This is a genomic window from Natronobacterium gregoryi SP2, assembly GCF_000230715.2.
GTDB classification, from domain to species: Archaea; Halobacteriota; Halobacteria; order Halobacteriales; family Natrialbaceae; genus Natronobacterium; species Natronobacterium gregoryi.
Genome location: NC_019792.1, coordinates 1997578 through 2020961, shown reverse-complemented (window position 1 = coordinate 2020961; position 23384 = coordinate 1997578). Strand labels below are relative to the sequence as shown.

General features: G+C 64.6%; 22 protein-coding genes. 9 read left to right on the top strand and 13 right to left on the bottom strand.

Going from position 1 to position 23384, the window contains the following annotated elements:
• Positions 1-16: 16 nt before the first annotated feature.
• Positions 17-1000 (bottom strand): AIR synthase family protein, encoded by a 984-nt coding sequence (locus NATGR_RS10090; protein WP_005577469.1) that lies wholly within the window; start codon positions 998-1000, stop codon positions 17-19.
• Between the two features lie 148 nt (positions 1001-1148).
• Between NATGR_RS10090 and NATGR_RS10085 the strand changes: the two genes are divergently transcribed.
• Positions 1149-1382: a hypothetical protein gene (locus NATGR_RS10085; RefSeq protein WP_005577470.1), complete on the top strand. Its 234-nt coding sequence runs from the start codon at positions 1149-1151 to the stop codon at positions 1380-1382.
• A gap of 21 nt (positions 1383-1403) precedes the next feature.
• Here NATGR_RS10085 and NATGR_RS10080 read toward each other — a convergent pair whose 3' ends face one another.
• Positions 1404-2180: an SDR family NAD(P)-dependent oxidoreductase gene (locus NATGR_RS10080; protein ID WP_005577471.1), complete on the bottom strand. Its 777-nt coding sequence runs from the start codon at positions 2178-2180 to the stop codon at positions 1404-1406.
• Positions 2181-2311: 131 nt separating this feature from the next.
• Here NATGR_RS10080 and NATGR_RS10075 point away from each other — a divergent pair, with 131 nt between their 5' ends.
• The 5 genes from NATGR_RS10075 (at position 2312) to NATGR_RS10055 (ending at position 9553) form a co-directional block, all read left to right on the top strand.
• A complete protein-coding gene (locus NATGR_RS10075; protein ID WP_005577472.1) occupies positions 2312-3007 on the top strand; it encodes an HAD family hydrolase in 696 nt (231 codons plus the stop codon).
• A 165-nt stretch (positions 3008-3172) separates the two neighbouring features.
• A complete protein-coding gene (locus NATGR_RS10070) occupies positions 3173-4237 on the top strand; it encodes a phosphotransferase family protein (protein ID WP_005577473.1) in 1065 nt (354 codons plus the stop codon).
• Between the two features lie 219 nt (positions 4238-4456).
• Positions 4457-5191, top strand: coding sequence for an MBL fold metallo-hydrolase (locus NATGR_RS10065; RefSeq protein WP_005577474.1), 735 nt, complete (start codon positions 4457-4459; stop codon positions 5189-5191).
• 250 nt (positions 5192-5441) lie between these two features.
• Positions 5442-8789, top strand: a complete 3348-nt coding sequence (locus NATGR_RS10060; RefSeq protein ID WP_005577475.1) for an MMPL family transporter — start codon at positions 5442-5444, stop codon at positions 8787-8789.
• Positions 8786-9553 (top strand): TrmB family transcriptional regulator, encoded by a 768-nt coding sequence (locus NATGR_RS10055; protein WP_005577476.1) that lies wholly within the window; start codon positions 8786-8788, stop codon positions 9551-9553. Before NATGR_RS10060 ends, NATGR_RS10055 begins: the two co-directional genes overlap by 4 nt.
• Before the next feature lie 27 nt (positions 9554-9580).
• Here the strand turns inward: NATGR_RS10055 and tsaA are convergent, their stop codons facing one another.
• From tsaA to NATGR_RS10010, 8 genes are all read right to left on the bottom strand, one after another.
• Positions 9581-10072 (bottom strand): tRNA (N6-threonylcarbamoyladenosine(37)-N6)-methyltransferase TrmO, encoded by a 492-nt coding sequence (gene tsaA / locus NATGR_RS10050; protein ID WP_005577477.1) that lies wholly within the window; start codon positions 10070-10072, stop codon positions 9581-9583.
• 80 nt (positions 10073-10152) lie between these two features.
• Positions 10153-10476, bottom strand: coding sequence for a hypothetical protein (locus tag NATGR_RS10045; RefSeq protein WP_005577478.1), 324 nt, complete (start codon positions 10474-10476; stop codon positions 10153-10155).
• A 6-nt stretch (positions 10477-10482) separates the two neighbouring features.
• Positions 10483-11550 (bottom strand): mRNA surveillance protein pelota, encoded by a 1068-nt coding sequence (locus NATGR_RS10040; RefSeq protein ID WP_005577479.1) that lies wholly within the window; start codon positions 11548-11550, stop codon positions 10483-10485.
• 675 nt (positions 11551-12225) lie between these two features.
• On the bottom strand, positions 12226-12519 hold the full coding sequence (gene yciH / locus NATGR_RS10035) for a stress response translation initiation inhibitor YciH (RefSeq protein ID WP_004217450.1): 294 nt from the start codon (positions 12517-12519) through the stop codon (positions 12226-12228).
• Positions 12520-12603: 84 nt separating this feature from the next.
• Positions 12604-14901 (bottom strand): DUF3488 and transglutaminase-like domain-containing protein, encoded by a 2298-nt coding sequence (locus NATGR_RS10030; RefSeq protein ID WP_005577491.1) that lies wholly within the window; start codon positions 14899-14901, stop codon positions 12604-12606.
• Positions 14898-15986, bottom strand: coding sequence for a DUF58 domain-containing protein (locus NATGR_RS10025; protein WP_005577493.1), 1089 nt, complete (start codon positions 15984-15986; stop codon positions 14898-14900). Before NATGR_RS10025 ends, NATGR_RS10030 begins: the two co-directional genes overlap by 4 nt.
• On the bottom strand, positions 15983-16990 hold the full coding sequence (locus NATGR_RS10020; RefSeq protein WP_005577495.1) for an AAA family ATPase: 1008 nt from the start codon (positions 16988-16990) through the stop codon (positions 15983-15985). The genes NATGR_RS10025 and NATGR_RS10020 overlap by 4 nt, the downstream gene beginning before the upstream one ends.
• A gap of 545 nt (positions 16991-17535) precedes the next feature.
• Positions 17536-17823: a DUF7565 family protein gene (locus tag NATGR_RS10010; protein WP_005577499.1), complete on the bottom strand. Its 288-nt coding sequence runs from the start codon at positions 17821-17823 to the stop codon at positions 17536-17538.
• 135 nt (positions 17824-17958) lie between these two features.
• Here NATGR_RS10010 and NATGR_RS10005 point away from each other — a divergent pair, with 135 nt between their 5' ends.
• The gene (locus tag NATGR_RS10005; protein ID WP_005577500.1) at positions 17959-18729 is read left to right on the top strand and encodes a PHP domain-containing protein; all 771 of its coding nucleotides are present in this window, start codon (positions 17959-17961) and stop codon (positions 18727-18729) included.
• A 37-nt stretch (positions 18730-18766) separates the two neighbouring features.
• Here NATGR_RS10005 and NATGR_RS10000 read toward each other — a convergent pair whose 3' ends face one another.
• Genes NATGR_RS10000 through NATGR_RS09990 form a run of 3 tightly spaced genes read right to left on the bottom strand, consistent with a single transcriptional unit; the run spans position 18767 to position 21437 of the window.
• Positions 18767-19246: a Mut7-C RNAse domain-containing protein gene (locus tag NATGR_RS10000; RefSeq protein WP_005577503.1), complete on the bottom strand. Its 480-nt coding sequence runs from the start codon at positions 19244-19246 to the stop codon at positions 18767-18769.
• Entirely contained in the window at positions 19246-20997 is a 1752-nt protein-coding gene (gene polX / locus NATGR_RS09995) for a DNA polymerase/3'-5' exonuclease PolX (protein ID WP_005577505.1), read from the bottom strand. The genes NATGR_RS10000 and polX overlap by 1 nt, the downstream gene beginning before the upstream one ends.
• On the bottom strand, positions 20997-21437 hold the full coding sequence (locus tag NATGR_RS09990; RefSeq protein WP_005577507.1) for a DUF5788 family protein: 441 nt from the start codon (positions 21435-21437) through the stop codon (positions 20997-20999). Before NATGR_RS09990 ends, polX begins: the two co-directional genes overlap by 1 nt.
• Positions 21438-21559: 122 nt before the next feature.
• On the opposite strand from NATGR_RS09990, the gene NATGR_RS09985 reads away from it, so the two are divergent.
• Positions 21560-22174: a hypothetical protein gene (locus NATGR_RS09985; RefSeq protein ID WP_015233534.1), complete on the top strand. Its 615-nt coding sequence runs from the start codon at positions 21560-21562 to the stop codon at positions 22172-22174.
• Between the two features lie 210 nt (positions 22175-22384).
• Entirely contained in the window at positions 22385-23344 is a 960-nt protein-coding gene (locus NATGR_RS09980) for a rhomboid family intramembrane serine protease (RefSeq protein ID WP_015233533.1), read from the top strand.
• The last annotated feature ends 40 nt before the right edge of the window (positions 23345-23384 follow it).

The window sequence follows — 23384 nt, the reverse complement described above, 5'->3', positions numbered from 1 at the left end:
ACCGGGACTGCACACCTCACGAAGTCGATGCGTCGGCTGCTTCCCAGAGTGGGTAGAGGTCGTCCGCGACGGGTTCGACGATCGACTCCTCACCGAGACGGAGTTCCGGCTCTCCCTCGCGTACGGTCCCGATACTCGCCGCTTCGAGGCCGGCGTCCGCGAGCGCCTCGAGCGCGTCGTCGCGCTCGTCTTCGGGGACGGTCGCGAGCAGGCCACCCGAGCCGAAGATTCGGAGCGGATCGACATCGACCGCCTCACAGAGTCGATCGGTCTCCTCGCGGATCGGAACGGCATCGCGGTCGACCTCGAGTCGAACCGCCGAGGCGCGGGCGAGTTCGAGCAACCCGGCTGCGACGCCGCCCTCCGTCGGATCGTGCATCGCGGTGGCGTACTCTCGGATCGCCCGTGCGTCGGGGACGACGCTGATCTCCTCGAGAAATCCCGTCGCCCGGTCGACGACGTCCGGTGGCACCTCGAGGTCGTCGCCGAAGTCTGCCGCGAGGATCGCCGTCCCCTCGATTCCGGCTGCCTTGGTGAGGAGGACGACGTCGCCGGGTGCAGCGCCGCCGGTCGGCACGAACCGCTCGGTCGCCCCCATCGCGGTCAGCGAGACCAGCGGCCGCTCGAGTTGGTCGACGTACTCCGAGTGGCCGCCGACGACCGACGCGCCGACCTCGCTGGCGGCAGCGTCTACGTCTCGCGTGATCGTCTCGAGGTCGGCCGTCTCGTCGGGAAGGAGGACGACGACCGTGAGCCACCGCGGGTCGGCACCCGACGCGGCGACGTCGTTGCAGGCGACGTGGACGCCGAGGTTGCCCACCTGCGAGGCTGCAAGCGAGATGGGGTCGGAGCTCACGACGAGGTCGCCACCGGGCCAGTCGATGGCAGCGGCGTCTTCGCCGTCCGCAGGCCCCTGCAAGACTGTCTCGTCGATGTCGGCGTCTCCCGTCCGCTCGAAGACGTGTGCGAACAACTCGTCGGGTGGTACCTTCCCGGGCATACGAACTACTGGAACGATGGGCGGTTTGTAGCTGTCGACGTCGGTTCAAAGGCCGAGACGGTCGGCCTCTCGAGAAGATCACGTGGATCGAAAAACTATTTTCAACTGCGGGACACTGGATTACTAACGAATGTCTACTGTCCGTTCTATGGCCTCTCGGTACCTGTCCGAAGACGGCGGCGACTCGCTTCTCGTGGCCGTGATCGTCGGCTGTGCATTGATCCCGGGTGCCGGTATCGTCGGTGCCTACCTGTTTGCCGGCTCCGGACAGGCGGAACTGGCTGCCAGGTTGTCCGTTGCGCTGGTGTTGCCGACGCTGCTTATGGTCGCAGTTCTTTTCGCCGTCGGCGCGTACTCGAGCGCCAGCGGCCGGAACCAGTAACCTGTTTTCTGCTCGGCGGGGTTAGACGTCCGGCGACTCCATGACGTCCGGAACGCCGCTCGCGGTGATCGTCTCGCCGACGATATAGGACGACGCCGGACTGGCGAGGAACTGGGTCAGGTCGGCGATCTCCGCGACGGTTCCCATCCGACGCTCGACCTCGGATCGGTCGACGTCGTCGGCCGAGATCCCCATCTGGGTCTCGACGCCCTCGGTGGCGACGAAGCCGGGTGCGATGCAGTTTACCCGCACGTCGTCGCCGGCCCACTCGTGGGCCAGCGTCGTCGTGAGGTTGACGACCGCCGCCTTGGCCGCGCCGTAGTGGCTCATGTACGGTGCGCCCTGCTGGCCGGCGACGCTCGCGAAGTTGATCACCGTCCCGCCGCCGTCCTTGAGGTACTCTTCGGCGGCCTGGATGCAGTTGTAGGTGCCGTGGAGATTGATGTCGACGATCGTCTTCCAGCCGTTTTCGGAGATGTCCGAGAAGTTCGCCATGAAAGACGCGCCGGCGTTGTTCACCAGCACGTCGAGACCGCCGAACTCTTCGACGGTCGCCTCGATCAGCGCGTCGACGGCTTCGCGGTCGGTGACGTCACACTCGACCGCCAGTGCCTCGCCCGGCCGGTCGCTCTCCGCGATGCCGTCGGCAACCGGCTCGACGTTCTCCTGTTCGCGCGAACAGACCACCACGTCGACGCCGTCGGCTGCGAACGACTCCGCGATCGCCTCCCCGATTCCGCTCGAGGCACCGGTGACGACGGCGACGTCGCCGTCGATGCTGAACTGGGACGTGCTCACGCGTGATCACCTGCTCCGAATGAGTTTGCTACCATCGTTAGATATACAGCCACATACACACACTTCGTTAATAAAAATGCACGTATCGGTCTACGCGTTACGTGAGAGAAGCTGGAAGAGGGGGAGACCAGATGAGTGACGACCGACCGAAATTAGAGGCCGTCTTCTGGGACATCGGCGGCGTGATCCTCGACCTCGAGTCCGTCCAGCGTGCCCACGCGGCGTTCGTCGGCGAGTTGTGTGAGCGATACGACCTCGATTACGACCGCGAGGCGGCCGTCGATCTCTGGCGGACGACTGTCGGGAACCACTTCCGGAAACGCGAGGGGACGACGTTTCGGTCCGCCCGCGAGGGGTACGCGAACGGTGTCGCGGAACTGGTCGGCGAACGCGTCCCCGAGTCGGCGTGGAAACCGACGTTCGACGAGTACGTCGAAGAGGCGATCGAGCCCGTCCCGGGCGCGGTGGAGGCCGTCGAGCGACTCGCCGACTCCGATCACCACGTCGGCGTCGTCAGCGACGTCGACGACCGTGCCGGCAAGCGCATGCTCGAGTCGTTCGGTATCCGCGAGGCGTTCGACTCGATCACCACCTCCGAGGAAGTCGGACGCACCAAACCCGATCCCGAAATCTTCGAGGTCGCACTCGAGAAGGCCGAGGTCGATCCCGGCCGAGCGTTGCTGATCGGCGACCGCTACGACCACGACGTCCGCGGTGCCGACGACGTTGGCATGCACGGCGTCGCGTTCGGAACCGAGGACGGGCCGGCCGTCACCTACCGGATCGAGTCGCCGCTCGAGGTGCTCGAGATCGTCGACGAACAGTGAGTTGGAACATACACTGTAAGGTATAAATCCGTCGTAACTATTTTCGTTAAGGGCAGGGGAACGTATCGTATCGAGTATGCCGGCAGGTAGCCAGACACTCTCGAGTTCGATCGCATCGTTCGCCCGCGTTCGCGGCGAAGCTACCCGGAATCGTCGGGGAGAGTCATGAGCGAGGAGTACTACGAGCGACTCGTCGACGAGGACGCGCTGGGCGACTACCTGCGCGAGCACCTCGGCGACGTCGACGAGTACGCCGTCGAGCGCCACCAGGAAGGCCACTCCAACGAGACGCTGTTCGTCACGTGGGGTGACCGTGAACTCGTCGTTCGCCGACCGCCGCCGGGTGAGACGGCCGAGACCGCCCACGACGTTCTCCGGGAGTACCGGGTGACGGCGGCGCTGACCGAGACGGCGGTGCCCGTTCCCGAACCCATCCTCGCCTGTGACGATCCCGACGTCATCGGCAGCGACTTCTACGTGATGGACCGCCTCGAGGGGACAGTCATGCGCGAGTCCGAATCCGGTGCGTTCGCCGACCTCGAGTCGCGGCGACGGATCGGCGAGGAACTCGTCGACACACTGGCCGCGATCCACGACGTCGACTACGAGGCGGTCGGCCTGGCGGACTTCGGCCATCCGCCCAGCTACACCGAGCGACAGGTCGAACGCTGGGGCCAGCAGCTCATGTGGGCATTCGACGTCACGACCGAGGAACGCGAGGTACCGGACATCTACGATGTCGGCGCGTGGCTCCAGGAGAACGCCCCCGAGGACCACCCGCACACGCTCGTCCACGGGGACTACAAGCTCGACAACGTCATGTACGCGACCGACGACGGAGCGCCCGAACTCGTCGGCGTCTTCGACTGGGAGATGGCGACGCTGGGTGATCCGCGGGCCGACCTCGGCTGGCTGCTCTCGTACTGGCGCGACCCGAAAGACCCCGAGCCCGCGGTTCCCGAACTCACTGCGACGTTCATGGAACGAGAGGGGTACTCGACCCGTCGCGAACTGGTCGACCGCTGGGAGTCACGGACCGACTTTAGCTTCGAACACGACCGGTTCTACCGGGCGCTCGCGGTCTACAAACTCGCTGCGCTCGGCGAGATGTTCTTCCGGCGCTACCTCGAGGGCAACAGCGACGATCCGATGTACCCGCTGATGGAAGACCGCGTGCCGGCGCTGGCCACACGAGCGAAACGGATCGTCGACGGCGACGAGCCGTTGTAGGTCCGGCGCTCCCACCGCCCGCACTCTTAACATTGGTAAGTGCAATCGAGAGGATGAAATAGCTTCCGGGACAGCAGTCGTGTATGGGACAGGGGGCGACGAGGCCGAGGCGCTCTTGCGAGAACTGTCGGCGCTCGTGCGGTGGCCGGATAAACGGCCGCGCTCGCGGTCGCTTTGCTCAGCACAATCCTTTTGCCCGGTCCGGGCACACGCTCTCGCATGCGCGTCACCTTTCTCGGTACCGGCACTGCGATGCCGACCGGCGAGCGGTTCCAGACCGGCATCCTCGTCCAGGAAGCGGGCCGGAACCTGCTGATCGACTGTGGATCGGGCGTCCTGCATCGCCTCCAGCAGTCCGGTATCGGCTACGAGAACGTCTCGACGGTCCTGTTGACCCACCACCATCTCGACCACGTCGCGGACCTGCTGCCGTTGATGAAGGCCCGCTGGCTCGCCGGCGAGGAACACTTGGAAGTCGTCGGCCCACAGGGAACCAAGAGACTGGTCGACGACCTGCTGTCGGTCCACGACTACATGGACGGTCGGCTCGACCTGCAGATCCGGGAAGTCGTCGCCGGCGAGTTCTCCGTCGCCGGGTTCGACGTCTCGGCCTACGAGACGCGTCACTCGCTGCCGTGTCTGGCCTACCGGTTCGACGACCGCTTTACGTTCAGCGGCGACAGCGAGGCCTTCGACGGCCTGGCGAACTTCGCCGACGAGTCGGCCATCCTCGCTCACGACTGCTCGTTCCCCGACGACGTCGACGTCTCGAACCATCCGACGCCCGAGACGCTCGGCAAGGCCCTCGCTGGCAGGGACGTTGGCCGGGTTTACCTCACTCACCTGTATCCACACACGGACGATCGCCACGAGGAGATGCTCGAGTCGATCGGGGCTCACTACGAGGGTGACGTCCGATTCGCAAACGACCTCAAGACGATCAGCATCGAGTGACGTCGACATCCCCCCGCGTCTGAAGGCGCGAGTATTCTCCTTGCCATTTCTTACTCTCTTCTAACACTCTCCTGAAACGATCAGGACTCGAGCGTTTAATGCCTTCCACGCTCACTCGTTGCTTTCCAGACCGGTTTGGATCGGTGACGGTCACATAAGTATAAGTATCCTAACACGTATAGGCGCACGGATTTTGTAGGATCACAACAACAGCATGGCCCCCACGACAGCAGCCGAAGGTGACGAGTAGATGAGCGCTCCCGAACGGATCGCCGACGCCGTCACCAATCGTTCACGGATCGTCCTCGTCGTCCTCTTGCTTGCGACCGCGCTGGCCGGCGCTGGCGCACCGATGGTCGACGACGACTCCTCGCTCGAGCAGTTCGAGACCGATTCGCCCGAAGCCGAGGCGCTCGCGGAGATGGACGACCGATTCGGCGTCGACGACGAGGAGAACACGACGAGCGTCCAGTTGATAACCAGAGGCGAGAACGTTCTCTCCCAGGAGTCGCTGATCGAGTCCCTGGAGTTCCAACAGGAGATTCGGAACACCGAGTCGATAAACGAATCGCTCGACGACGGAGAGGAGCCGATCACCGGCGTCGAGAACATCGTCGCGATGACGGCGGAGACGAACGAGGAGGTCGAGACACTCGAAGACCGCGGTGACGACATCGAGGAGCGCGCCGAGGAGCTAGAAGAACGCGGCGACGACCTCGAGGAGCGTGGCGAGGAACTCGAAGAGCGCGCGGGTGCTCTCGAGGAACGTGGCGAAGAACTCGGCGAACGACAGGCCGAACTGGAAGCGACCAGCGAGCAACTCGAAAGCGGCATCGACGAGGCGCGCGAACTCCAGCGCGAGTACGAGGAGTTGAGCGCGGCCACCGACGAGACTGGCCCCGCGTATCAGGACGGTGTTGCGGAGATCGAAGGTGAGTACGCGGCACTCGTCGCGGAAGTCACTGCCCCCCTCGACGACGAGCAGGCTGTCGAGTACGAAGAACTCGCCGACGAGGCACGGGAGATCGAATCCGGGCGCTTCGCGATCGAGAACACGCTCGAGGAGCCCGAGACGGCACTCCAGTACCAGGAGCTAAACGAGCAACTCGAGGGAGTCTACACCGCCGCCACGATGGGCGTCCTCGAGGACGACTTCGACGAACTCGAGACAGACTCCGAGGAACTCGAGACAGCCCAGGAGAGACTCGAGGACGACTTCGACGAGCTCGAAGCGGAACAGGAACGACTCGAGGACGACTTCGACGAACTCGAAGCGGAACAGGAACGACTCGAGGACGACTTCGACGAACTCGAGGAAGACGACGATCGGCCGCCACTTGACGAACAGATCGAGACGCTCGAAGGGATAGGCGACGACGAGTTCGAAACGGCCCTCGAGGACACGCTGTCGGACGACGACGACGGCGGCGCGGGGCTTGCGTTCGTGCCGTCGGAGTACGACCCCGGCTCGACCGAGGCCGACGCCCGGATGACCGCGATCGCACAGGAGACCGGAGAAGACGGTCTCGAGATGGGGGCTGGCGACGACGCGGTGATCGATGCACAACTTGACCTCCGAGAACTCGCGAGTACTCACGACCACGACCAGATCGTCTTCGGCGTCGGCGTCGTCACCGACGAAATCGACCGGTCGATGGGCGATAGCCTGACGATCGTCGGACCGCTGGCGCTTGCGTTCGTCGTCGCAGCGTTGCTGATCGCCTACCGCGATCCGCTGGACATCGTTCTCGGCGTCGCGGGCATCGTCGCAGTGTTGATCTGGACGTTCGGTTTCATGGGGTGGACGGGGATCGCGTTCAACCAGATGTTCGTCGCAGTTCCCGTCCTGTTGATCGGACTCTCTATCGACTACGCGATTCACGTGTTCATGCGCTACCGGGAACAGAGACAAGGGCGATCCGACGTGGACGCAGGTTCGGCGGAGTCCGGCCAGAGAAACGGCGTCAGGGGTTCGATGACGGTCGCACTCGCCGGTGTCGGCGTCGCTCTGGTCTGGGTTACCGCGACGACCGCGATCGGCTTCCTGGGGAACCTCGTCAGTCCGATCGGGCCGATCCGAGAGTTCGGCGTCGTCAGCGCCGTCGGCATCCTCGCTGCGCTGGTCGTCTTCGGCGGACTGGTTCCCGCAGCCAAAGTCGAAATCGACTCCGTCCTCGAGTCACACGGCTTCGACCGACACAGGCGTGCGTTCGGCACCGGCAGTGGTCGTCTGGCCACCGTTCTCACGATCGGTTCCGTGGCCGCGCGGCGACTCCCGCTCGTCCTCCTCGTCGCCGTCCTGTTGCTGACCGCTGGCGGCGTCTACGGCGCGAGCCAGGTCGACACCAGCTTCGAAGAGGAGGACTTCCTCGCGGAGAGCCCGCCGGAGTGGACGAACTCGCTGCCCGGACCGATGGCACCCGGCGAGTACCAGGCCGCCGACGACCTCGACTACGTCAACGAGAACTTCCAGCGCGACGACCTCCAGGTGCAGCTACTCGTCGAAGGGCCGGTCGCCGACGACGGGACGCTAGAGCGCTTCGAGACCGCACGGGACGATGCCGCGGAGAGCGACGTGGTCTACACGCTCCCGGGCGGAGAGGCAGACATCGAGGGACCACTGTCGGTGATGGAAGAGACAGCCGCGAGCAACGAGTCGTTCAACGAGTCGTTCACCGACGCAGATACGACGGGCAACGACGTCCCCGACCGGAACGTCGAGGAACTGTACGACGAACTGTTCGAGGTCGACGAAGACGCCGCTCGCGACGTCGTCTACCGCACCGACGACGGCGAGTACGAGTCGGTACGGCTGCTCGTGGCCGTCGACGGAGACGCGGCGTTCGACGAGACGACCGACGAGATGCGAGAGCTCGCAGCGTCGATCGACGCGGACGGCGTCGGTGACGACCGCGGCCACGAGGACGACGAACTCGGCGCGATCGCAACCGGTGACCCCATCGTCAACTACATCGTCGAACAGGACCTGTTCGTCACCGTCCTCCAGAGTCTCGTGGTGACGCTCGTGGCCGTCTTCACCTTCCTGACGGTCGCCTACCGGCTGGCCGGCAACAGCGCCACACTCGGGGCCGTGACCCTGTTACCCGTCGCCTTCGCCACCAGCTGGATCCTCGGCACGATGTCTCTCGTCGGAATGCCGTTCAACGTCTTGACGGGAATGATCACCAGCCTCACGATCGGGCTCGGCGTCGCCTACAGCATCCACGTCAGTGCCCGCTATACGCTCGAACTCGAGCGGCAGGGCAACGTCTGGGCGGCACTGCACACGACTGTCACCGGTACCGGTGGTGCGTTGCTCGGTAGTGCCGCGACGACGATCGGTGGATTCGGCACCCTCGCGTTCGCGATCCTGCCCGTCCTCCGGCAGTTCGGGATCATCACCGCACTGACGATCACGTACGCCTTCCTGGCCAGCGTCGTCGTGCTTCCGACACTGCTGGTGCTGTGGACGCGATACTTCGGGCCCGACGCCTCCTTCGATCCACAGCGTACGAGACGCCCAGCACCGACCGCAAGCGACGGCGGCACGGCTGCGCTCGACGACGCTGAAAACGACGGGAAAGGTGACGATCCATGACCGTCGGCGAGAACGAGGCAGTCGAGGCCTTCGAACGCCTCGGACTGACGAGCTACGAGGCCAAGGTGTTTATCGCACTCCACCGTCTGGAAGCAGGGACCGCACGTGACGTCGCTCGCATCACCGACGTCCCACGGTCACAGGTCTACACCGTCGCCGAGAGCTTAGAAGAGCGCGGTCTACTCGAGATCCAGCAGTCGAGCCCCATCCGGTATCGGCCTGTCAGTCTCGAAGAGGCCCAAGAGACCTTACAAGAGCGATTCGAACGTGAGCGCGATCGCGCCTTCGAGTACGTCGACGATGTCAAACACGAGTCGGCCGGCGAGGAAACCCAGGAAGACATCTGGACGGTTCGAGGCAGGGACCGCGTCGACGACCGGGTAGTCGACTTGCTCTCGAGTGGCGAGGAACGGATCGTCTTCGGAACGCGGCTCCCGGAACTCGTCACGGAGCGAATCGAACGAACGCTCGAGGAACGGGCAGCGTCCGGGGCGACTGTACTCGCGGTCAGTCGCGCCGACCGAGTTCGGGACCGACTCGACTCGCTCGAAGGGGTCGTGATCGATTTACCACCTCCCTCCCGGGAGAGCGACCAGCGCTCGGGCCGGATCGTCATCGCAGACGATGACGCGATCCTGTTGAGCGTGGTCGACGACGACGGCGGTGAGACGGCGATCTGGAGTTCGGGGTCGCTGTTCGCGTCGGTGCTGGTACAGTTGATCGAGGCTGGTGAAGAGGTGGCTGCGAGCAGTGAGACGGAGTGAGAGAACGGTGTCGGACGTCGTCGCCGGTCAGCAGAACCTGTCGTCTGCTCGTTTCGATCGGACGGTCGACGTCGAGGCGTCCATCCACCCTGTGTCGGCGTCGTCCGGCACGTCGAAATCGGGCACGAACGGCTTGAGGTCGACCAACGGCGTCCCATCGACGACGTCGATACCGCGCACGTTCACTTCCCGACCGTCGACGCTGTCGATCTGGACGACCGAGAGCCCGATCCGGTTCGGGCGTTGCGGTGCCCGCGTCGAGAAGAGTCCACGATCCGTCTCGTCGAGAAACGGTTCGACCTGCATGGAGACGTCGTCACCGGCTCTGTGGAAGTGATAGAGCAGAATACAGTGGGAAAACCCCTCGAGATCCATCAGCCCGTCTGCGTATGCGTCGTCGACTTCGACGGTCCCGACCGCGTCACTGGCTCCGATTGGCTGAACTGGCATCCCCTCGGGTGAATCGAAAGGCGACTGGATGACACCGATCGGTTCGTACGCGACTATCTCCTCGGTCATGTATCAGAGTCGCGTCTCTCGTACCAAAGTCATATCGGCTCTGGCCGAGTCGCTCGTCGCTCTTTCGATCGAAGCGAGCCTCATCGCGTCTCCATCGTCGACAGTACACGCAGGTTGCTGTAGACGGCGTAGCCACCGATCGCGGCGATCCCTGCCGGAACGGCGATTCGAAACCACACTCCCTCGAGCGCGAGCGAGCCGAGATAGAAGCCCCCTAGCAGACCGGTCTTGAACAGCCCGAAAAGAGCGAACCGCCACACCGTCGGCGAGTCGCCGAGGAGCCACCGGACGAACGGCTGTCCCTCCTCGAGACCGTTCCGTATGCCGACGGCCGTCGTGACGAGGTCACCGACGCCGTAGAGGCCGATCGCGAGCATCCACAAGAACGACGAAACCGCGATCACAGTCGGTCACTCGAGTCGGTACCGCAACAGCGCCGCGATGCCGCCGAGATTCGCGAGTTGCTGTCCGGGCGGAAACTCGCTCGAGAAGACAGTCACCTCGCCGCCTTTCTGTTCGGTCGTGCGGACGATCCCGTCGACATCGATGTCCCACTCGCCGTCGGGGCCGCGTTCCTTGCGGAGGCGATCGTCGAGGATCAACAGTTCGTCGATCGCACCGAACTCCGCGGCCTGCTGGACCTCGTCGGGACCGTAGGCCGCCTTCGCGCCCTGGGCGATGCGTTCGGTGAGTTCGTCGATGTACTCGGCTTCGCTCTCGATGCGTGTCTCCTGCTGGACGTCCGCGACGGCACCGCGTTTGAGTACCTCGTGGACGCCGCGGTCGCCGACGCTCGCCGTATCGACCATCGTGATCTGCTCGGCGATCTCGGGGTACTCGTCCTCGACGTAGTCGTAAGCGTCCTGTTTCGTGAACCCGGGACCGGCGAGGATGATCGCGTCCGCGTCCTGGCGCTTCAAGATGTCGGCAACCTCCGCGAACAGTTCCGAGCGCTCGCGGGCGTACTCGCCTTTGCCCGTCGGACCGGTGATCGATGCTCGCTCTTCGGCTCCGTACTGGGCAACCGTGTGGACGTGAGCTTTCCCCTCCTCGACGGTTGCGATGACGACGTCGGGGTTCTCGGTCGCTTCCTCGGCTTCCTCGAGACGAGCCTCCTGGTCGGGCTTGAGCCGCTTCTCGATAGAGATCTCGTCGCGCCCCTCGACGTTCAGGGTGTGGTGAAAGCCAAGCTGGTCCTCACGAGAACAGGCGACGATCTCGCCACCGACCCGCAGCCGGTTGGCAAACCGATGAAACTCGACGTCATCGGCAGCGATGGCGACCCACATGTGTTCGCGCTCGCCACCCGTATCGCGCATCTGGTCGTCGTTTCGCTGAATCCGCCGGGTCGTATCGCCCGCGACGCGGTCACCGGGCTCGAGAACGTACTGCAGGTGCCAGAGGTCGTCGACGCTCTCGGGGACGACCGTGATCCGTTCGCGCCCGCCCTCGAGTTGCTCCCGGTCTTTGATCTGCATAATCGACTGTTCTCGAAGAGCCGGTAAGTGCGTGTCGTCTCTCGTTCGTGGCCAGACCGACAGTTCTTGCGACGACAAGAGACACTCTTTGGCACCCACGAATCCGACCGAAAGCGGAACGTCTACGACGCTCCGAAGCGATCTATGCGTTCGTTGGTCCTGGAAAGACGGCCGTCGAACGTCCGCCATCACGGCGTCGATAGACGAGGGCATCCAGCCGTCACCGACGGAACGATTGGTGCGTTCGTTTCGCCGATTTCGAGGGGCTACTCTACAGCTGGAGTCAGCCGAGTACCTCGGGCCCGTTCGGAAGAGCCTCGCTTTTCCGTGATGACGAAAGGTCGGCGGCTTTCCAAACTACTCGACTTCGAAGCGGTACATAACGCATCCAGAGAAACTGGTCAACCGCTCGAGTGAGTGTCCGCCGGCAGACGACGGATTGGTGAATGCGTCGCCGAGTTTCGAGACGGCTTCGTGCCGTGCAAGGTCGCACCGGTACATCGGGACAGCAGTCCGTATGAGAGCGGACCCGCCGCTGGCGGGATCGAAAACGGTCGAACAGTTGTGCGACGGAGAACCGCGGGTTCGGAAGTCGACGTCTTCCGCCGACCGGACACAGCCGACAGGGTCGAACCCGTCGGGCAGAACGCTCGACGGTGTCAGATCATCGCGGGCTCATGCGACGTTGAAGCCGCGGTCCCGAAGGAACTCTTCGATGCGGCCGGTGTGGTTACCCTGTAGTTCGATCTGACCGTCTTCGACGGTGCCACCGCAGGCGAACTTTGACTTGAGATCCGACGATAAACTGTCCAGATCGACATCCTTCGGATCGAATCCTTCGACGATCGTTACCTCTTTACCGTATCTGCGCTCGTCAATGCGGATGTTGAGTTGCTGTTGGCCCTTGGCCACGTCCTCGCAGACGCAGAGTTCCTCGGGCAGCCCGCACGTCGAGCAGACTTCCGACATTACGTTCCTCCGTACGAAATGGCCATATTAAACACTATCGGGACCCGCATGCCCTCGTGTGGTTCTTTTTGAAAGAACGCGTCGTCAGTTTCGACTCCGGCCCGCCAGCGGCAGGCGATTTCGCGCGAGTTCGTCGACGAGCTCGATCGCCCGATCGGCCTCCTCGCGGCCGACGCCACCACCGTAGACGGCCTGTTCGTACCGATCTACGACACGTTCGGTTCGAGGATCGAGCTCGTGTTCGTCCGCAAGTGCCCTCACGTAGCCGCGTGCAGACTCCCCTGGTCTCCGCGGCCGGTACGTCGCTCCCAGTAGCGACTCGAGTCGACGGAACGCACGTTCGGCGTCCCGGTCGGGGTCGTCGGTTCGACGCTGCCAGTAGCGACCGAGCAGGCGGCGGGCACGGACCGTCGCGTCGACCCGATGGACGGCTGCGATCGCTCCAACCAGGAACACGGACGCGACCACGAGCAGTTCGCGTGTGAGCGGAACGGGTGGTGTTACCTCGTCTCGTTGTGTGACCGTCTCGTTCGGTTCGCCGAGATCAGGCGGCGTCGCGTCGACAGACTGGGGATCGGCCTCGTCAGGGGTCCCGTCCGTCTCGTTCGATGTGGAGTCGGACGGTTCGAGCTCGTCGCCGTCGCTGTCGCTTTCGTTACTCCCGTCGTCACCGGGACCGCTGTCGTCTTCGGCACCACCGTCGTTCTCGACGTCTGCCGGGTCCAGCTCCGCGTCTCCCTGTCGAGCGTCGGCGAGCCGCTCGGTGTGTTCTTCTTCACGAGGCTGCGGTGGCGTCGGCTCGAACGTGACCCAGCCCTGATCGGGGAAGTAGACTTCGACCCAGGCGTGTGCGTCCGTTCCGCGGACGATAAACTCGTTGCCATCTTGTTCACCGGACGTGTATCCAGTGACGTACCTGGCCGGAACGCCCTCGGTCCGGAGCATCTGAGCCATCGTCGTCGCGAAGTAGACACAGTACCCCTCGTCCATCTCGAACAGGAACGCCTCCGCGACATCACCCGCTGGGCGTTCGACCTCGAGCGAGTACGCCTTCGACGACCGGAGATAGGTCTCGATGGCGTTTGCTGTCTCGTACGGTGTCTCCGCGCCGTCGGTCACCGATTCGGTCCGCTCTTCGAACTCCTCGGAGAGCGTTTCGGGTGTCTGGAGGTAGTGGTCCTCGATCTCGTCGGGGTACTCGGTTCCTGCAGTCTGCAGTTCCGCCGGGCTCGGGTCGACGACCGCGCTCTCGACGGTGTACGCGTCGCCCTCGATCAGCGTCGTCGCCGGCTGAATATGGCCGTGCGAGGAAACCTCGGTATAGTCGGTAACGTCTCCATCGACGTAAACGGGTTCGGCGGCCGCAGGCAGTACCCCGAGGTCCGTCTCGATCGTGACAGTCTGGCGCATCCGATCGGTAGTGCCAGACGGCTCCGCGAGTACACCCTGCTCGAGCGCGTACGACTGTCCCGTCCGGACCCACTCGTCGCCAGTGTAGCGGTCGTAGACGCCAGTACGCCAGTACGACGGATGGGTGGATTCGACGGTGAACCGAACCTCCGGCGAGAGATCCACTTGCCCGGCAATCCCCGAACGCTCGGACGCCGAATCCATCGCTCCCTCGAGCGTGCCGTCGCCGCCGGCCCCAGTCGTCACGCCACCGGTGCTGGCCCCGCCGGGAACGAACGTGACCGACAGCGAGAGCGCGACGATGACCGCGAACAAGACGGCCAGCAGGTCCGCCTGTGTAACCGAGCCGCCACGACGCTCGAAGTCGCCGAAAGCGACCGCTCCGAGGGCCGCGAGGATACCGACGAGGGTGGCGGCCGTCCCTGCATCGCCCGTCAGGACGAGAAAGAGCAGGGCGAACCCTCCGGGGAGGACGCTCAACCCGTAACGGCCGCGGAGCGCGAGATACCACGAGAGAAAAACCGGACCGGGCACGAACCCGAGCGTCCAGATGCCTGCCTCCACCATCCGCAGCAACTCGAGGCCGGTCAGAAGAGTGACGACGTCGACGGCGAGCATCTCGATCGCGTCGCTGGCCGTGAACAGGATCTCGATTCCGACGTCGGTACGCTCGAGGTAGTAGCCGAAGCCGAGGCCGGCCGCCACGACCGCAAGCAGCGTCGCCGTTCGCGGTCTGATCGCGCGTGCGAGGATCGTCGCCGCCAGCAACATCCCCCCAACGAGCGCGAGCAGCGTCTGGGTCCCGCCGACGACCCGGGTTACGTCCTGCAGGACACTCACGTACGAGGCCGTCAGGACCAGCACGCAACCGAGCGCGAGGAGTCGAAATGCACCGGGCCCAATCGGTTCGTCGGTCTCGAGAGCGATGGATCGGGCACCGTCTGCCGTCGTTCGGGACGCATCGGGGCTCACAGAACCGCCTCCGTGTTGTCGTCGGCGTTTGACCGGCCCCGTCTCGGATCGAACGTCCGTTCGTACCTATCGCCGACGAGTCGTTCGAACGGCAGTTCCCAGTCGCCGCTGGCGACTCGCGTCCCTCGCTCGTCGGCTGTGACGAGAACGTCCGCCTCGTCGCGGTCCCCGTCCGAAATCGAACCCGACTCGAGGACCGCAATCGTCCGCAACAGGTTCCGATGATGGGCTCGTCCGGCCTCCGGCTGGAGGGAGTCGGCGTCGGTCCGGAGTCCGACCTGTAGCCCCGACTCGAGGAAGAAGGTGGCGAGGCTGGCGACTGCCGTCGCGAGGTCGTCTTCGTAGCCGGGTGAACACTCCGCGGCGACGACGACGGTCTCGTGGCCCGCATCGGTTGCGTACTCGGCGACGAACAGTTCCCCGTCTGGTCGCTTGGCCGCGGACTTCCAGTGTACGTCCCGCAGCGAGTCCCCCCGACGGTACTCCCGGAGACGATCGAACTCGGCACGGTCGTGATCAAGGTCGACACCAGTGCCGTGACCGCCGGTCGACTCGACGAGAGACTGGAGGTGGCTGTCGCCGCTGCCACGCAGGTCTCTCGGACGCGGGTAGACGTGAATGGGCGTCGTCTCCTCGTACGCGAACCGACGCTCGAGGAGGCCGAACGCGTCTCTGACGGCGACCGACACCGGACCGACATCGTGAGCGCCTCGCTCCTCGAGTCGCAACTCGTATGTGATCGCGTTCGTTCCCGCCTCGAGAGTCGTGCTCGTGGCCAGGCCGTCGTCGACCGCGTCCGTAACCGACAGGCCGTCGCCGACCGCATCGCGGACCGTCGCCGAGGTCGAACGGTCGGATTCGACATCGACCGTCACGGTCCGTCGGTCACCGATCGGTCCGTCGGTGACCGGCCGACGCCTCACTGTCGGCCGGTCGGATCGGATCACCATGACCGCACCGGCGACGAGAACGACGACGAGAGGTGTGACGACTGCGTTCAGCGCTCGAGGCCCGTACTGCCAGCTCATCGCGACCGAGAACCCGACGACAGCGAGGGCCGTCCACCCTCTGAGTGTCAGTCTCATGGTCCATCGACGGGGACGCACTCGAGCGCGTCGGCGACGAGTTCGTCGCCGTCCTTCGAGCCGTGATCGCCAGTCTCGATACGGTGGCTCAGTACTGCCAGGGCCTCGTCTTGCAGGTCGTCGGGGACGACGTACTCACGTCCGTCGACGACGGCACGGGCCTGAGCTGCCCGTAGCAGCGAAATCGTCGCGCGTGGACTGGCACCGATCCGGGCGTGCTCCCGGGTGTAGCCGACCAGCCGGGTCGCGTACTCCCGGACGGGCTCTTCGACGCGGACGTTTGCGACTGTTTCTCGTGCGCGGACGACCGTCTCGCGGTCGGTTACCGACTCGAGGGACTCGATCGGGTGATCGCCGACCGTCCGGCCGAGCAGTTCGGTCTCTTGCTCGGGTTCGGGGTAGCCGAGACGGAGTTTCTTCATGAAGCGGTCCCGTTCGGCAAACGGGAGGTCGTAGGTTCGGTCGGGGTCGACCGCGTTCTGGGTTGCGATCACGGTAAACGGCGTCGGCAGCGTCCGGGTTGTGCCATCGACCGTGACCTGTGTCTCTTCCATCGCTTCCAGCAGCGCCGACTGGGTTTTCGGCGGCGCGCGGTTGATCTCGTCGCCGAGTACGATGTTACCGAAGACGGGGCCGGGCTGGAACTCGAACTCGCGGTTCTTCTGGTTGAAGACGTTGACGCCTGTGACATCGGAAGGGAGGAGGTCGGGCGTAAATTGGATTCGGCTGAACTTGCAGTCGACCGAGGTCGCGATTGCGCGAGCGAGCATCGTTTTGCCGACGCCGGGAACGTCGTCTAACAGGACGTGTCCTCGGCCGAGCAACGCGACGACGACGTGTTCGATCGCGTCGTCGTGGCCGACGATCACGCGGGAGACGTTCTCGGCGACATCGGTACACAGCGTGGTGACGGCCGAGACGGGAAGTGGCTCCGGCGTCAACTGCGAATCGGAGCCGGCAGAGCTGGCAACGCCGTCGGGAACTGGCTCGGACGTGTCGGTCATGGCTCGAGTCGACACCCTCCATCTGCACTGCGATGTGGGCCGAAGACGCCACTGGTGGGGCGGGGGCTGTGAACGAGGGAGAGAACGTGCTGGCGGCGGCTCATGACGTTATCACTTCTCGGATGCTGCGGAATATATGCTTTGTGTCGAATCAACTACCATTCCGAGCCGATCGAGGCGCGCGCAACGACACCAAGCGAGTTACGGCGACAACCGCGCGCGCCCGGCAGTGGGCCGAAAGTGGCGGCCTGGAGTACGAGACGGGGCCACTATCGCAGGATAGCAGTTGTTGGCCCCTAGTGGCGGGCCAAGCCTGAACTGATGGGTCGAATCTGGCGGTGTCGCTCGATTCGACCCGTCAGTCGACGGTTGGGACGGTACTAGTACTCCGCCAAGCGTCGGCTGCTGAGTGAACCCAGACGACCGCATTCGGTTTCACTCATCTGTTCAGGCTTGCCAAAGCACTAGAATGGATCTCGAGACGGTCATCGATGTCGACCTGAATCCGTCGGTCACGAACTCGAGTCGAGGCTGTAACGCAGCGACTAGCGTTTCAGTTCGCTGGCGATCGCCTTGATGTCGGCTTCGGTTTCGATCTCGTCCAGCAGTTCCTCGCGTTCACGGACATCTTCGGCGTTGGCACCGTAGGCACGGACGTACTCGGCGCGGCTGTGTTCGGAGAACGCGTGGCGAATCGCGAGATAGCCGTCCGGAACGATCGCTCCACAGACCTTACACTCTCGCCGTTCGTGCTCGGTCGACTGGTGGAGGACGGCCGACTCCGCGTCGGCGAACACTTCGTTGCAGCCTTCGATTCCGCATTCCCAGGCCATTTAGCGGCAATCGATCGTCCGCCCTAATGGTCTTTTCGTCGCAACCGTCTGCGATACAATCGAGTTCGTCTCGAGAACGGGTGTCGAGACCGCGAGACCAGAATGTATAACTCATCTGTCCGGTAACGACAGTCCGTGAGCGAACGCGACGGAACGGCGGGACACGTCGACTGCCACGTGAAGGTCCTCGACGACGGCGTCGTCGAGCGAGCGACGCGTGCCGGTCTCGACGTGATCGTCTACGCACCACACTTCACCCGCCTTCCCGAGATCAGAGAGCGGGCGGAGACGTACTCGAGCGAGGACCTGCTCGTCGTTCCCGGCAGAGAGGTGTTTACCGGCTCCTGGCACGACCGCAAACACGTCCTCGCGCTTGGCCTCGAGGAGCCGGTGCCCGATTTCATCCCGCTCGAGGCGGCGATGGCCGAGTTCGAACGCCAGGACGCGACCGTCCTCGCTCCCCACCCGGAGTTCACGACGGTCGGTCTCGAAGAGAGCGACGTCGAGCGGTACGGCGACCTAATCGACGCCATCGAAGTCTTCAACCCGAAACACCTCCCGCCGCACAATCGCCGCGCACGCGACATCGCGGAGCGGGCGGAGCTGCCACCGTTTACCTCGTCGTACGCACATCTTCCGCGAACCGTCGGCGTGTCACACACGGCCTTCGACACCGCAATCGAGACGGAAACCGACCTGCTGTCGGCACTCGAGGACGACATCGGCCGCCGAGTCGTCTACGAGAACGGAGTCGGACGATGGACGACGACCGCGACCGAACTCGCCCACCTCGTCTACGAGAACACCTGGAAGAAAGCCGATCGCCTCTTCCTCTCGGGCATCGAGCCGACCCATCCACGCCACATCGCCTACGACGGCCGATTCGAAGACGACGCCGTCTACTGACGTCGCTCGAGACGACTGGAGACAGTGTCGTCTCGTTCTACTCGCGTTCGTTCTCGTTGCCAGCGACGATCCTCGAGAGCGTCCGCTCGACCCGCTCCCAGTGACTCCCGCGCCAGAAGTACTGGTCACACGAGCGACAGCGGCGAACGCCACTCACACCCGTATCAGGGACATACTCGGGCGTCTCGGCCGACCGGTCGACGGCCTCGAGCGGGCCGTTACACCGGCCGCAAAACCGCGGCTCGTCGGCGGGCTCGAGTGGGACGCCCGCCGCGGCGAGCTCGGATAACTGGTCGTCCACGTCGCGGGACTCGAGCAGGATCGACCCCGGCTTCTCGGTCGCCCGGTTCGCGAGCGCGACGTCACGCGTCACGAGCGTTCGCTCGTTCGTTCGAGCAGTCTCGAGAATCGCGTCGTCGGCCTCGAGGTCGCGGTCGCCAGCGTAGACGGTGTCGTGGTTGCACATCCGCAGGGAGGAGACGATCCCGCCACACATGACGTCGAGGAGGAGTCGCATCAGTGGAGGAACGTCCGCAACTCCTCGAGTTCCCAGGTGTTGATCACGTCCGCGGGTTCGGCCCACCCGCGGCGAGCGGTGTGGACGCCCCAGCGCATAAACTCGAGGGTCGTCGTCCGATGGGCGTCGGTGTTGACCGCGATCGGCGCACCCTCTTCGATGGCGGCCTGGACGGCACTGCCCCACAGGTCGAGTCGGCGGGGGTTGCTGTTGACCTCGAGAGCAGTACCGTGTTCGGCTGCGGCTCGGCCGAGTTCGGCGGCGTCGAACGCGAGGCCGGAGCGTTCGTTGAGCAGTCGGCCGCTGGGGTGGCCGAGCACGTCGACCGCCGGGTTCTCGATCGCCCTGACGAGTCGGTCAGTGGCCGTCTCGGCGTCCTGGTCGAGGCCGCTGTGGGGCGAGGCGACGACGACGTCGAGCGCCTCGATCACGTCTTCGGAGAGACCGATATCGCCGCTGGCGTCGACGTTCGCCTCGATCCCCGTGAAGACCTCGATCTCGGTGTCGGCGTCGACCTCGCGGACGACGTCGACCTGCGCTAAGATCTCCTCGTTCGAGAGCCCCATCCCGCCGACGACGCCGGGGCCTTCGGCGTGGTCCGCAACCGCGAAGTAGTCGTAGCCACGTTCCGCTGCGGCCGCGACCATCTCCGCGACGGTGTCGTTTCCGTCGGACCACTCGGTGTGGGTGTGGAGGTCGCCCCGGACATCGTCCCGAGCCAGCAGGTCCGGCAACTCGCCGTTCTCCGCGGCCGGTATCTCGCCGCGATCCTCCCGGAGTTCCGGCGGCATCCAGGAGAGGCCGAGCGCCTCGTACATCCCCGCCTCGGTGTCGCCGGCGACGCGATCGCCGACGCGTTGCCCGTCCTCGGCGTCCTCGAGGTCGCTGACGTCGAAGGCACCGTACTCGTTCAGTTTCATCCCCTGATCGATCGCGTAGTTGCGAAGCCGGACGTTGTGGTCTTTGCTCCCCGTGAAATACTGCAAGGCGGAGCCGAACTCCTCGGGTGCGACGACCCGGAGGTCCACCCGGATCTCGCCGATGCGGACGCTGGCTTTCGCCGGACCCGACTCGATCTCGCTGCCGACGGAGCCCCAGTCGACGAACGCCTCGACCACGGCCTCCGGCGCGTCGGTCGCCGCGAGCACGTCCACGTCGCCGATCGTCTCGCGCCAGCGCCGGATCGAACCAGCGACCTCGCAGCGCTCGACCGTCTCGAGGTCCTCGAGGTAGGCGAGCACGTCGTCCGCGAGCGGCCGCCCCTCGCCCAGGAGGTGGCGCTGGCCGACCTCGCGAGCGAACTCGAGGTTGTCCCGAATGTTTTGCTCGGTCTTGGGGCCAAAGCCTTTGACCGCCTGGATCTCGCCGGCCTCGGCGGCCGCCTCTAAGTCGTCCAAGGTCTCGATCCCGAGTTCCCGGTAGAGTTTCCCGGCCGTCTTCGGGCCGACGCCCTCGATCCGCGTGATGTCCGCGATGTCGATCGGCAACGCCGCACGCAGTTCCTCGAGTTCCTCGATCGCGCCGGTCTCGACGTACTCGACGATCTTCGAAGCGATGGCGTCACCGACGCCCTCGATCCCCTCGATCGCCTCGCGGTCGTCGGCAGCGACGTAGTCCGCGATCGGCGTCGGATGCGACCGAACGTTCTCGGCTGCACGGCGGTACGCACGGGGCTTGTACTCGACATCGTCGGCCTCGAGTAGGTCGGCGAACTCCTCGAACCGGCCGGCGATTTCGGCGTTCGTCGCCATCAGCGACCCCTCCGTGGGCTCTGGTCGTCCTCGCGCCCGAGGGCTTTCTTCAGGAACGACAGCCAGCGTTTGCGATCGGCGGCCTGCTTCGCCTGTTGTTCGCGTTCGAGGTCGGTCGACCCGAGACTCTCTAAAGCGTTCAGCGCACGATCGATCCCGATGATACTCCTGGCGAGCTCCTCCCCCCTCTCACGGGGGATGTCGCCTTCCTCGATCCGCTCTATGCGCTCGAGGCGTTCGCGACGCAGGTTCTTCTTGGCCTGCTCGACGCGGTCGCGTTCCCCGGGTGGGACCGTCTCCCGGCGCTTGATCTCGAAGACGAACGTCTGGAGGTCGATCTTCTCCCCCTGGACGTCGATCGTCTCCGGGATGTCCACGCCGACGGTCGCACTCTCGCGCTCGACGCGCTCGAGCAGTTGCTTGCGCTCGTACTCTTGCACGTCCGAACGTGGGTTCCGGGGAGCCAAAAGTGTACAGTACGCGGCGAGTCGTCGTTCCGGCGACCGCCGGCCCGCGATCCGAAAGAGAGGACTTTTTACACCTCGCTGACAAATCGGACGCGATGAGCGATCCCGAGAAAGACGAACGCAGGGACGAAGCCAGCGGGGCGGGACACGCGGGACCGAGTCCGACTCGCTGGTTCGACGCCGTCGACACTCGAGTCCTCCTCGTGGGCACGCTCCTGGTCGGCGTCGCCATCGGTACGGTCGCCGTCGGTGGCCTGTCCGTTCTGGACGACTCCCCGCCCGACCCCGAGATCGAGTCCGTCGAAATCGTCGACTCGGGGTGTCACGAGGACGTCCGTGCATACTCGAAATCCAGCAGTAGCGGCGTCTGGGTCGGGACGATCAACGAAACCTCGAAACACACCGAGGTCTCCGCCCAGATCCGTCGAACGTCGCCGGAGGACGCAACGGTCGCCGAGTATCGCGTTCACGTCGAAACGCACAACGCGACAATCGAATCAGACGAGTGTCCCGGCCAAACCCGGTACCGGATCGAGTACGACACACCGTATCCCGACGCTGCAGATGCGCTGCGGACCGAACGATACCTCGACGGCGAACTCCGCGGCTGTGGCTTTTCGACCAGTGGACCGGACGCAGGATGTCTCCAGTTACGGGAAGACCGGCCCGTCCACTACTCCAACGGAACCGTCACACACGAATCGCTCTGACTTGGCTGCCGTGCTAGTAGCGTCCCAAGTTTACTCTGACTAGTGCACTCGACTTCTGATCGAGAATCGTGATCGGTTTGGGCCAACTCTCAACTAGTCGGTCGACGGTTGGGACGGTACTAGATAGCGCCCCAGTCACCGCCGATTCACTCGGCCTCGAGGCGACGCGAACCCCAAATCCCTTAGCAACTGCCCCCTTACCACCGCCCAATGGCCCAGTGCGACGTGTGTGGGAAAGACGAAAACATGCCGTACAACTGTCGGCACTGTGGCGGAACCCACTGTGCCGACCATCGGCTCCCGGAGAACCACAACTGCTCCGGGCTCGAGAACTGGAACGATCCGAGCGGCGTCTTCGGGAGCGGATTCGACGACAGCGTCCAGTCCGGCCGTTCGGAGACATCGAAGTCGGTCGGCTCGAGAGTCCTCGACGCGTTGCCGATCGACACCGGTCCGGGCGGCCCGCTGGCGTACTTCCGCGGGAACATGACGTACACGATCCTGTTGTTGATCTGGATCACGTTCCTGTTCCAGTTCGTCGCCCTCTTTATCGGCGGCCGACCGCTTCACAACGCACTGTTTACGCTCTCGCCGCTGAACCCGGAGTACGTCTGGACGTGGGTGACGTCGACGTTCGCCCACAGCCCGGGCATGCTCACCCACATCGTCTTCAACAGCATCGTGATATTCTTCTTCGGCCCGATCGTCGAGCGGTACGTCGGGTCGAAGAAGTTCGCGATCCTGTTCGTCGTCAGCGGTGCCCTCGCGGGCCTCAGCCAGATCACCTTGACCGCACTCGAGGGTGGAACGACGCCAGTACTCGGAGCGAGTGGCGCGGCACTCGCGATCATGGGCGTCATCACGATCCTGAACCCGAACCTCAAAGTCTACCTCTTTTTCATGATCCCGATGCCGCTGTGGGTGTTGACCGCCGGGGTCGCAGTCATCAGCCTCGCATTCGTCGGCGGCGGTGCTGCAGGCGCGTTCAGTGTCGCTCACGCGGCACACCTGGTCGGACTGCTCGTCGGTCTCGCCTACGGCGAGTACGTCAAACGGACCCAGAACGTCCGTACACCGAACCAGCTCCAACTCGGCGGTGGCGGCGGCCCCGGCGGCCCCGGCGGCCCTGGTGGCCCTGGCGGTCCCGGTGGCGGTCGTCGCCGGCTCTAAGACGGATTGCTGTCCCGATATCCCAATGCGACCGCAACCC

What these genes read in the sequence shown, in the direction of transcription:
- NATGR_RS10090 (WP_005577469.1), bottom strand. Translation starts at nt 1,000, where the DNA reads ATGCCCGGGAAGGTACCACCCGACGAGTTGTTCGCACACGTCTTCGAG.
- NATGR_RS10085 (WP_005577470.1), top strand. Translation starts at nt 1,149, where the DNA reads ATGGCCTCTCGGTACCTGTCCGAAGACGGCGGCGACTCGCTTCTCGTG.
- NATGR_RS10075 (WP_005577472.1), top strand. Translation starts at nt 2,312, where the DNA reads ATGAGTGACGACCGACCGAAATTAGAGGCCGTCTTCTGGGACATCGGC.
- NATGR_RS10070 (WP_005577473.1), top strand. Translation starts at nt 3,173, where the DNA reads ATGAGCGAGGAGTACTACGAGCGACTCGTCGACGAGGACGCGCTGGGC.
- NATGR_RS10065 (WP_005577474.1), top strand. Translation starts at nt 4,457, where the DNA reads ATGCGCGTCACCTTTCTCGGTACCGGCACTGCGATGCCGACCGGCGAG.
- NATGR_RS10060 (WP_005577475.1), top strand. Translation starts at nt 5,442, where the DNA reads ATGAGCGCTCCCGAACGGATCGCCGACGCCGTCACCAATCGTTCACGG.
- NATGR_RS10055 (WP_005577476.1), top strand. Translation starts at nt 8,786, where the DNA reads ATGACCGTCGGCGAGAACGAGGCAGTCGAGGCCTTCGAACGCCTCGGA.
- tsaA (WP_005577477.1), bottom strand. Translation starts at nt 10,072, where the DNA reads ATGACCGAGGAGATAGTCGCGTACGAACCGATCGGTGTCATCCAGTCG.
- NATGR_RS10040 (WP_005577479.1), bottom strand. Translation starts at nt 11,550, where the DNA reads ATGCAGATCAAAGACCGGGAGCAACTCGAGGGCGGGCGCGAACGGATC.
- yciH (WP_004217450.1), bottom strand. Translation starts at nt 12,519, where the DNA reads ATGTCGGAAGTCTGCTCGACGTGCGGGCTGCCCGAGGAACTCTGCGTC.
- NATGR_RS10025 (WP_005577493.1), bottom strand. Translation starts at nt 15,986, where the DNA reads ATGAGACTGACACTCAGAGGGTGGACGGCCCTCGCTGTCGTCGGGTTC.
- NATGR_RS10020 (WP_005577495.1), bottom strand. Translation starts at nt 16,990, where the DNA reads ATGACCGACACGTCCGAGCCAGTTCCCGACGGCGTTGCCAGCTCTGCC.
- NATGR_RS10010 (WP_005577499.1), bottom strand. Translation starts at nt 17,823, where the DNA reads ATGGCCTGGGAATGCGGAATCGAAGGCTGCAACGAAGTGTTCGCCGAC.
- NATGR_RS10000 (WP_005577503.1), bottom strand. Translation starts at nt 19,246, where the DNA reads ATGCGACTCCTCCTCGACGTCATGTGTGGCGGGATCGTCTCCTCCCTG.
- polX (WP_005577505.1), bottom strand. Translation starts at nt 20,997, where the DNA reads ATGGCGACGAACGCCGAAATCGCCGGCCGGTTCGAGGAGTTCGCCGAC.
- NATGR_RS09985 (WP_015233534.1), top strand. Translation starts at nt 21,560, where the DNA reads ATGAGCGATCCCGAGAAAGACGAACGCAGGGACGAAGCCAGCGGGGCG.
- NATGR_RS09980 (WP_015233533.1), top strand. Translation starts at nt 22,385, where the DNA reads ATGGCCCAGTGCGACGTGTGTGGGAAAGACGAAAACATGCCGTACAAC.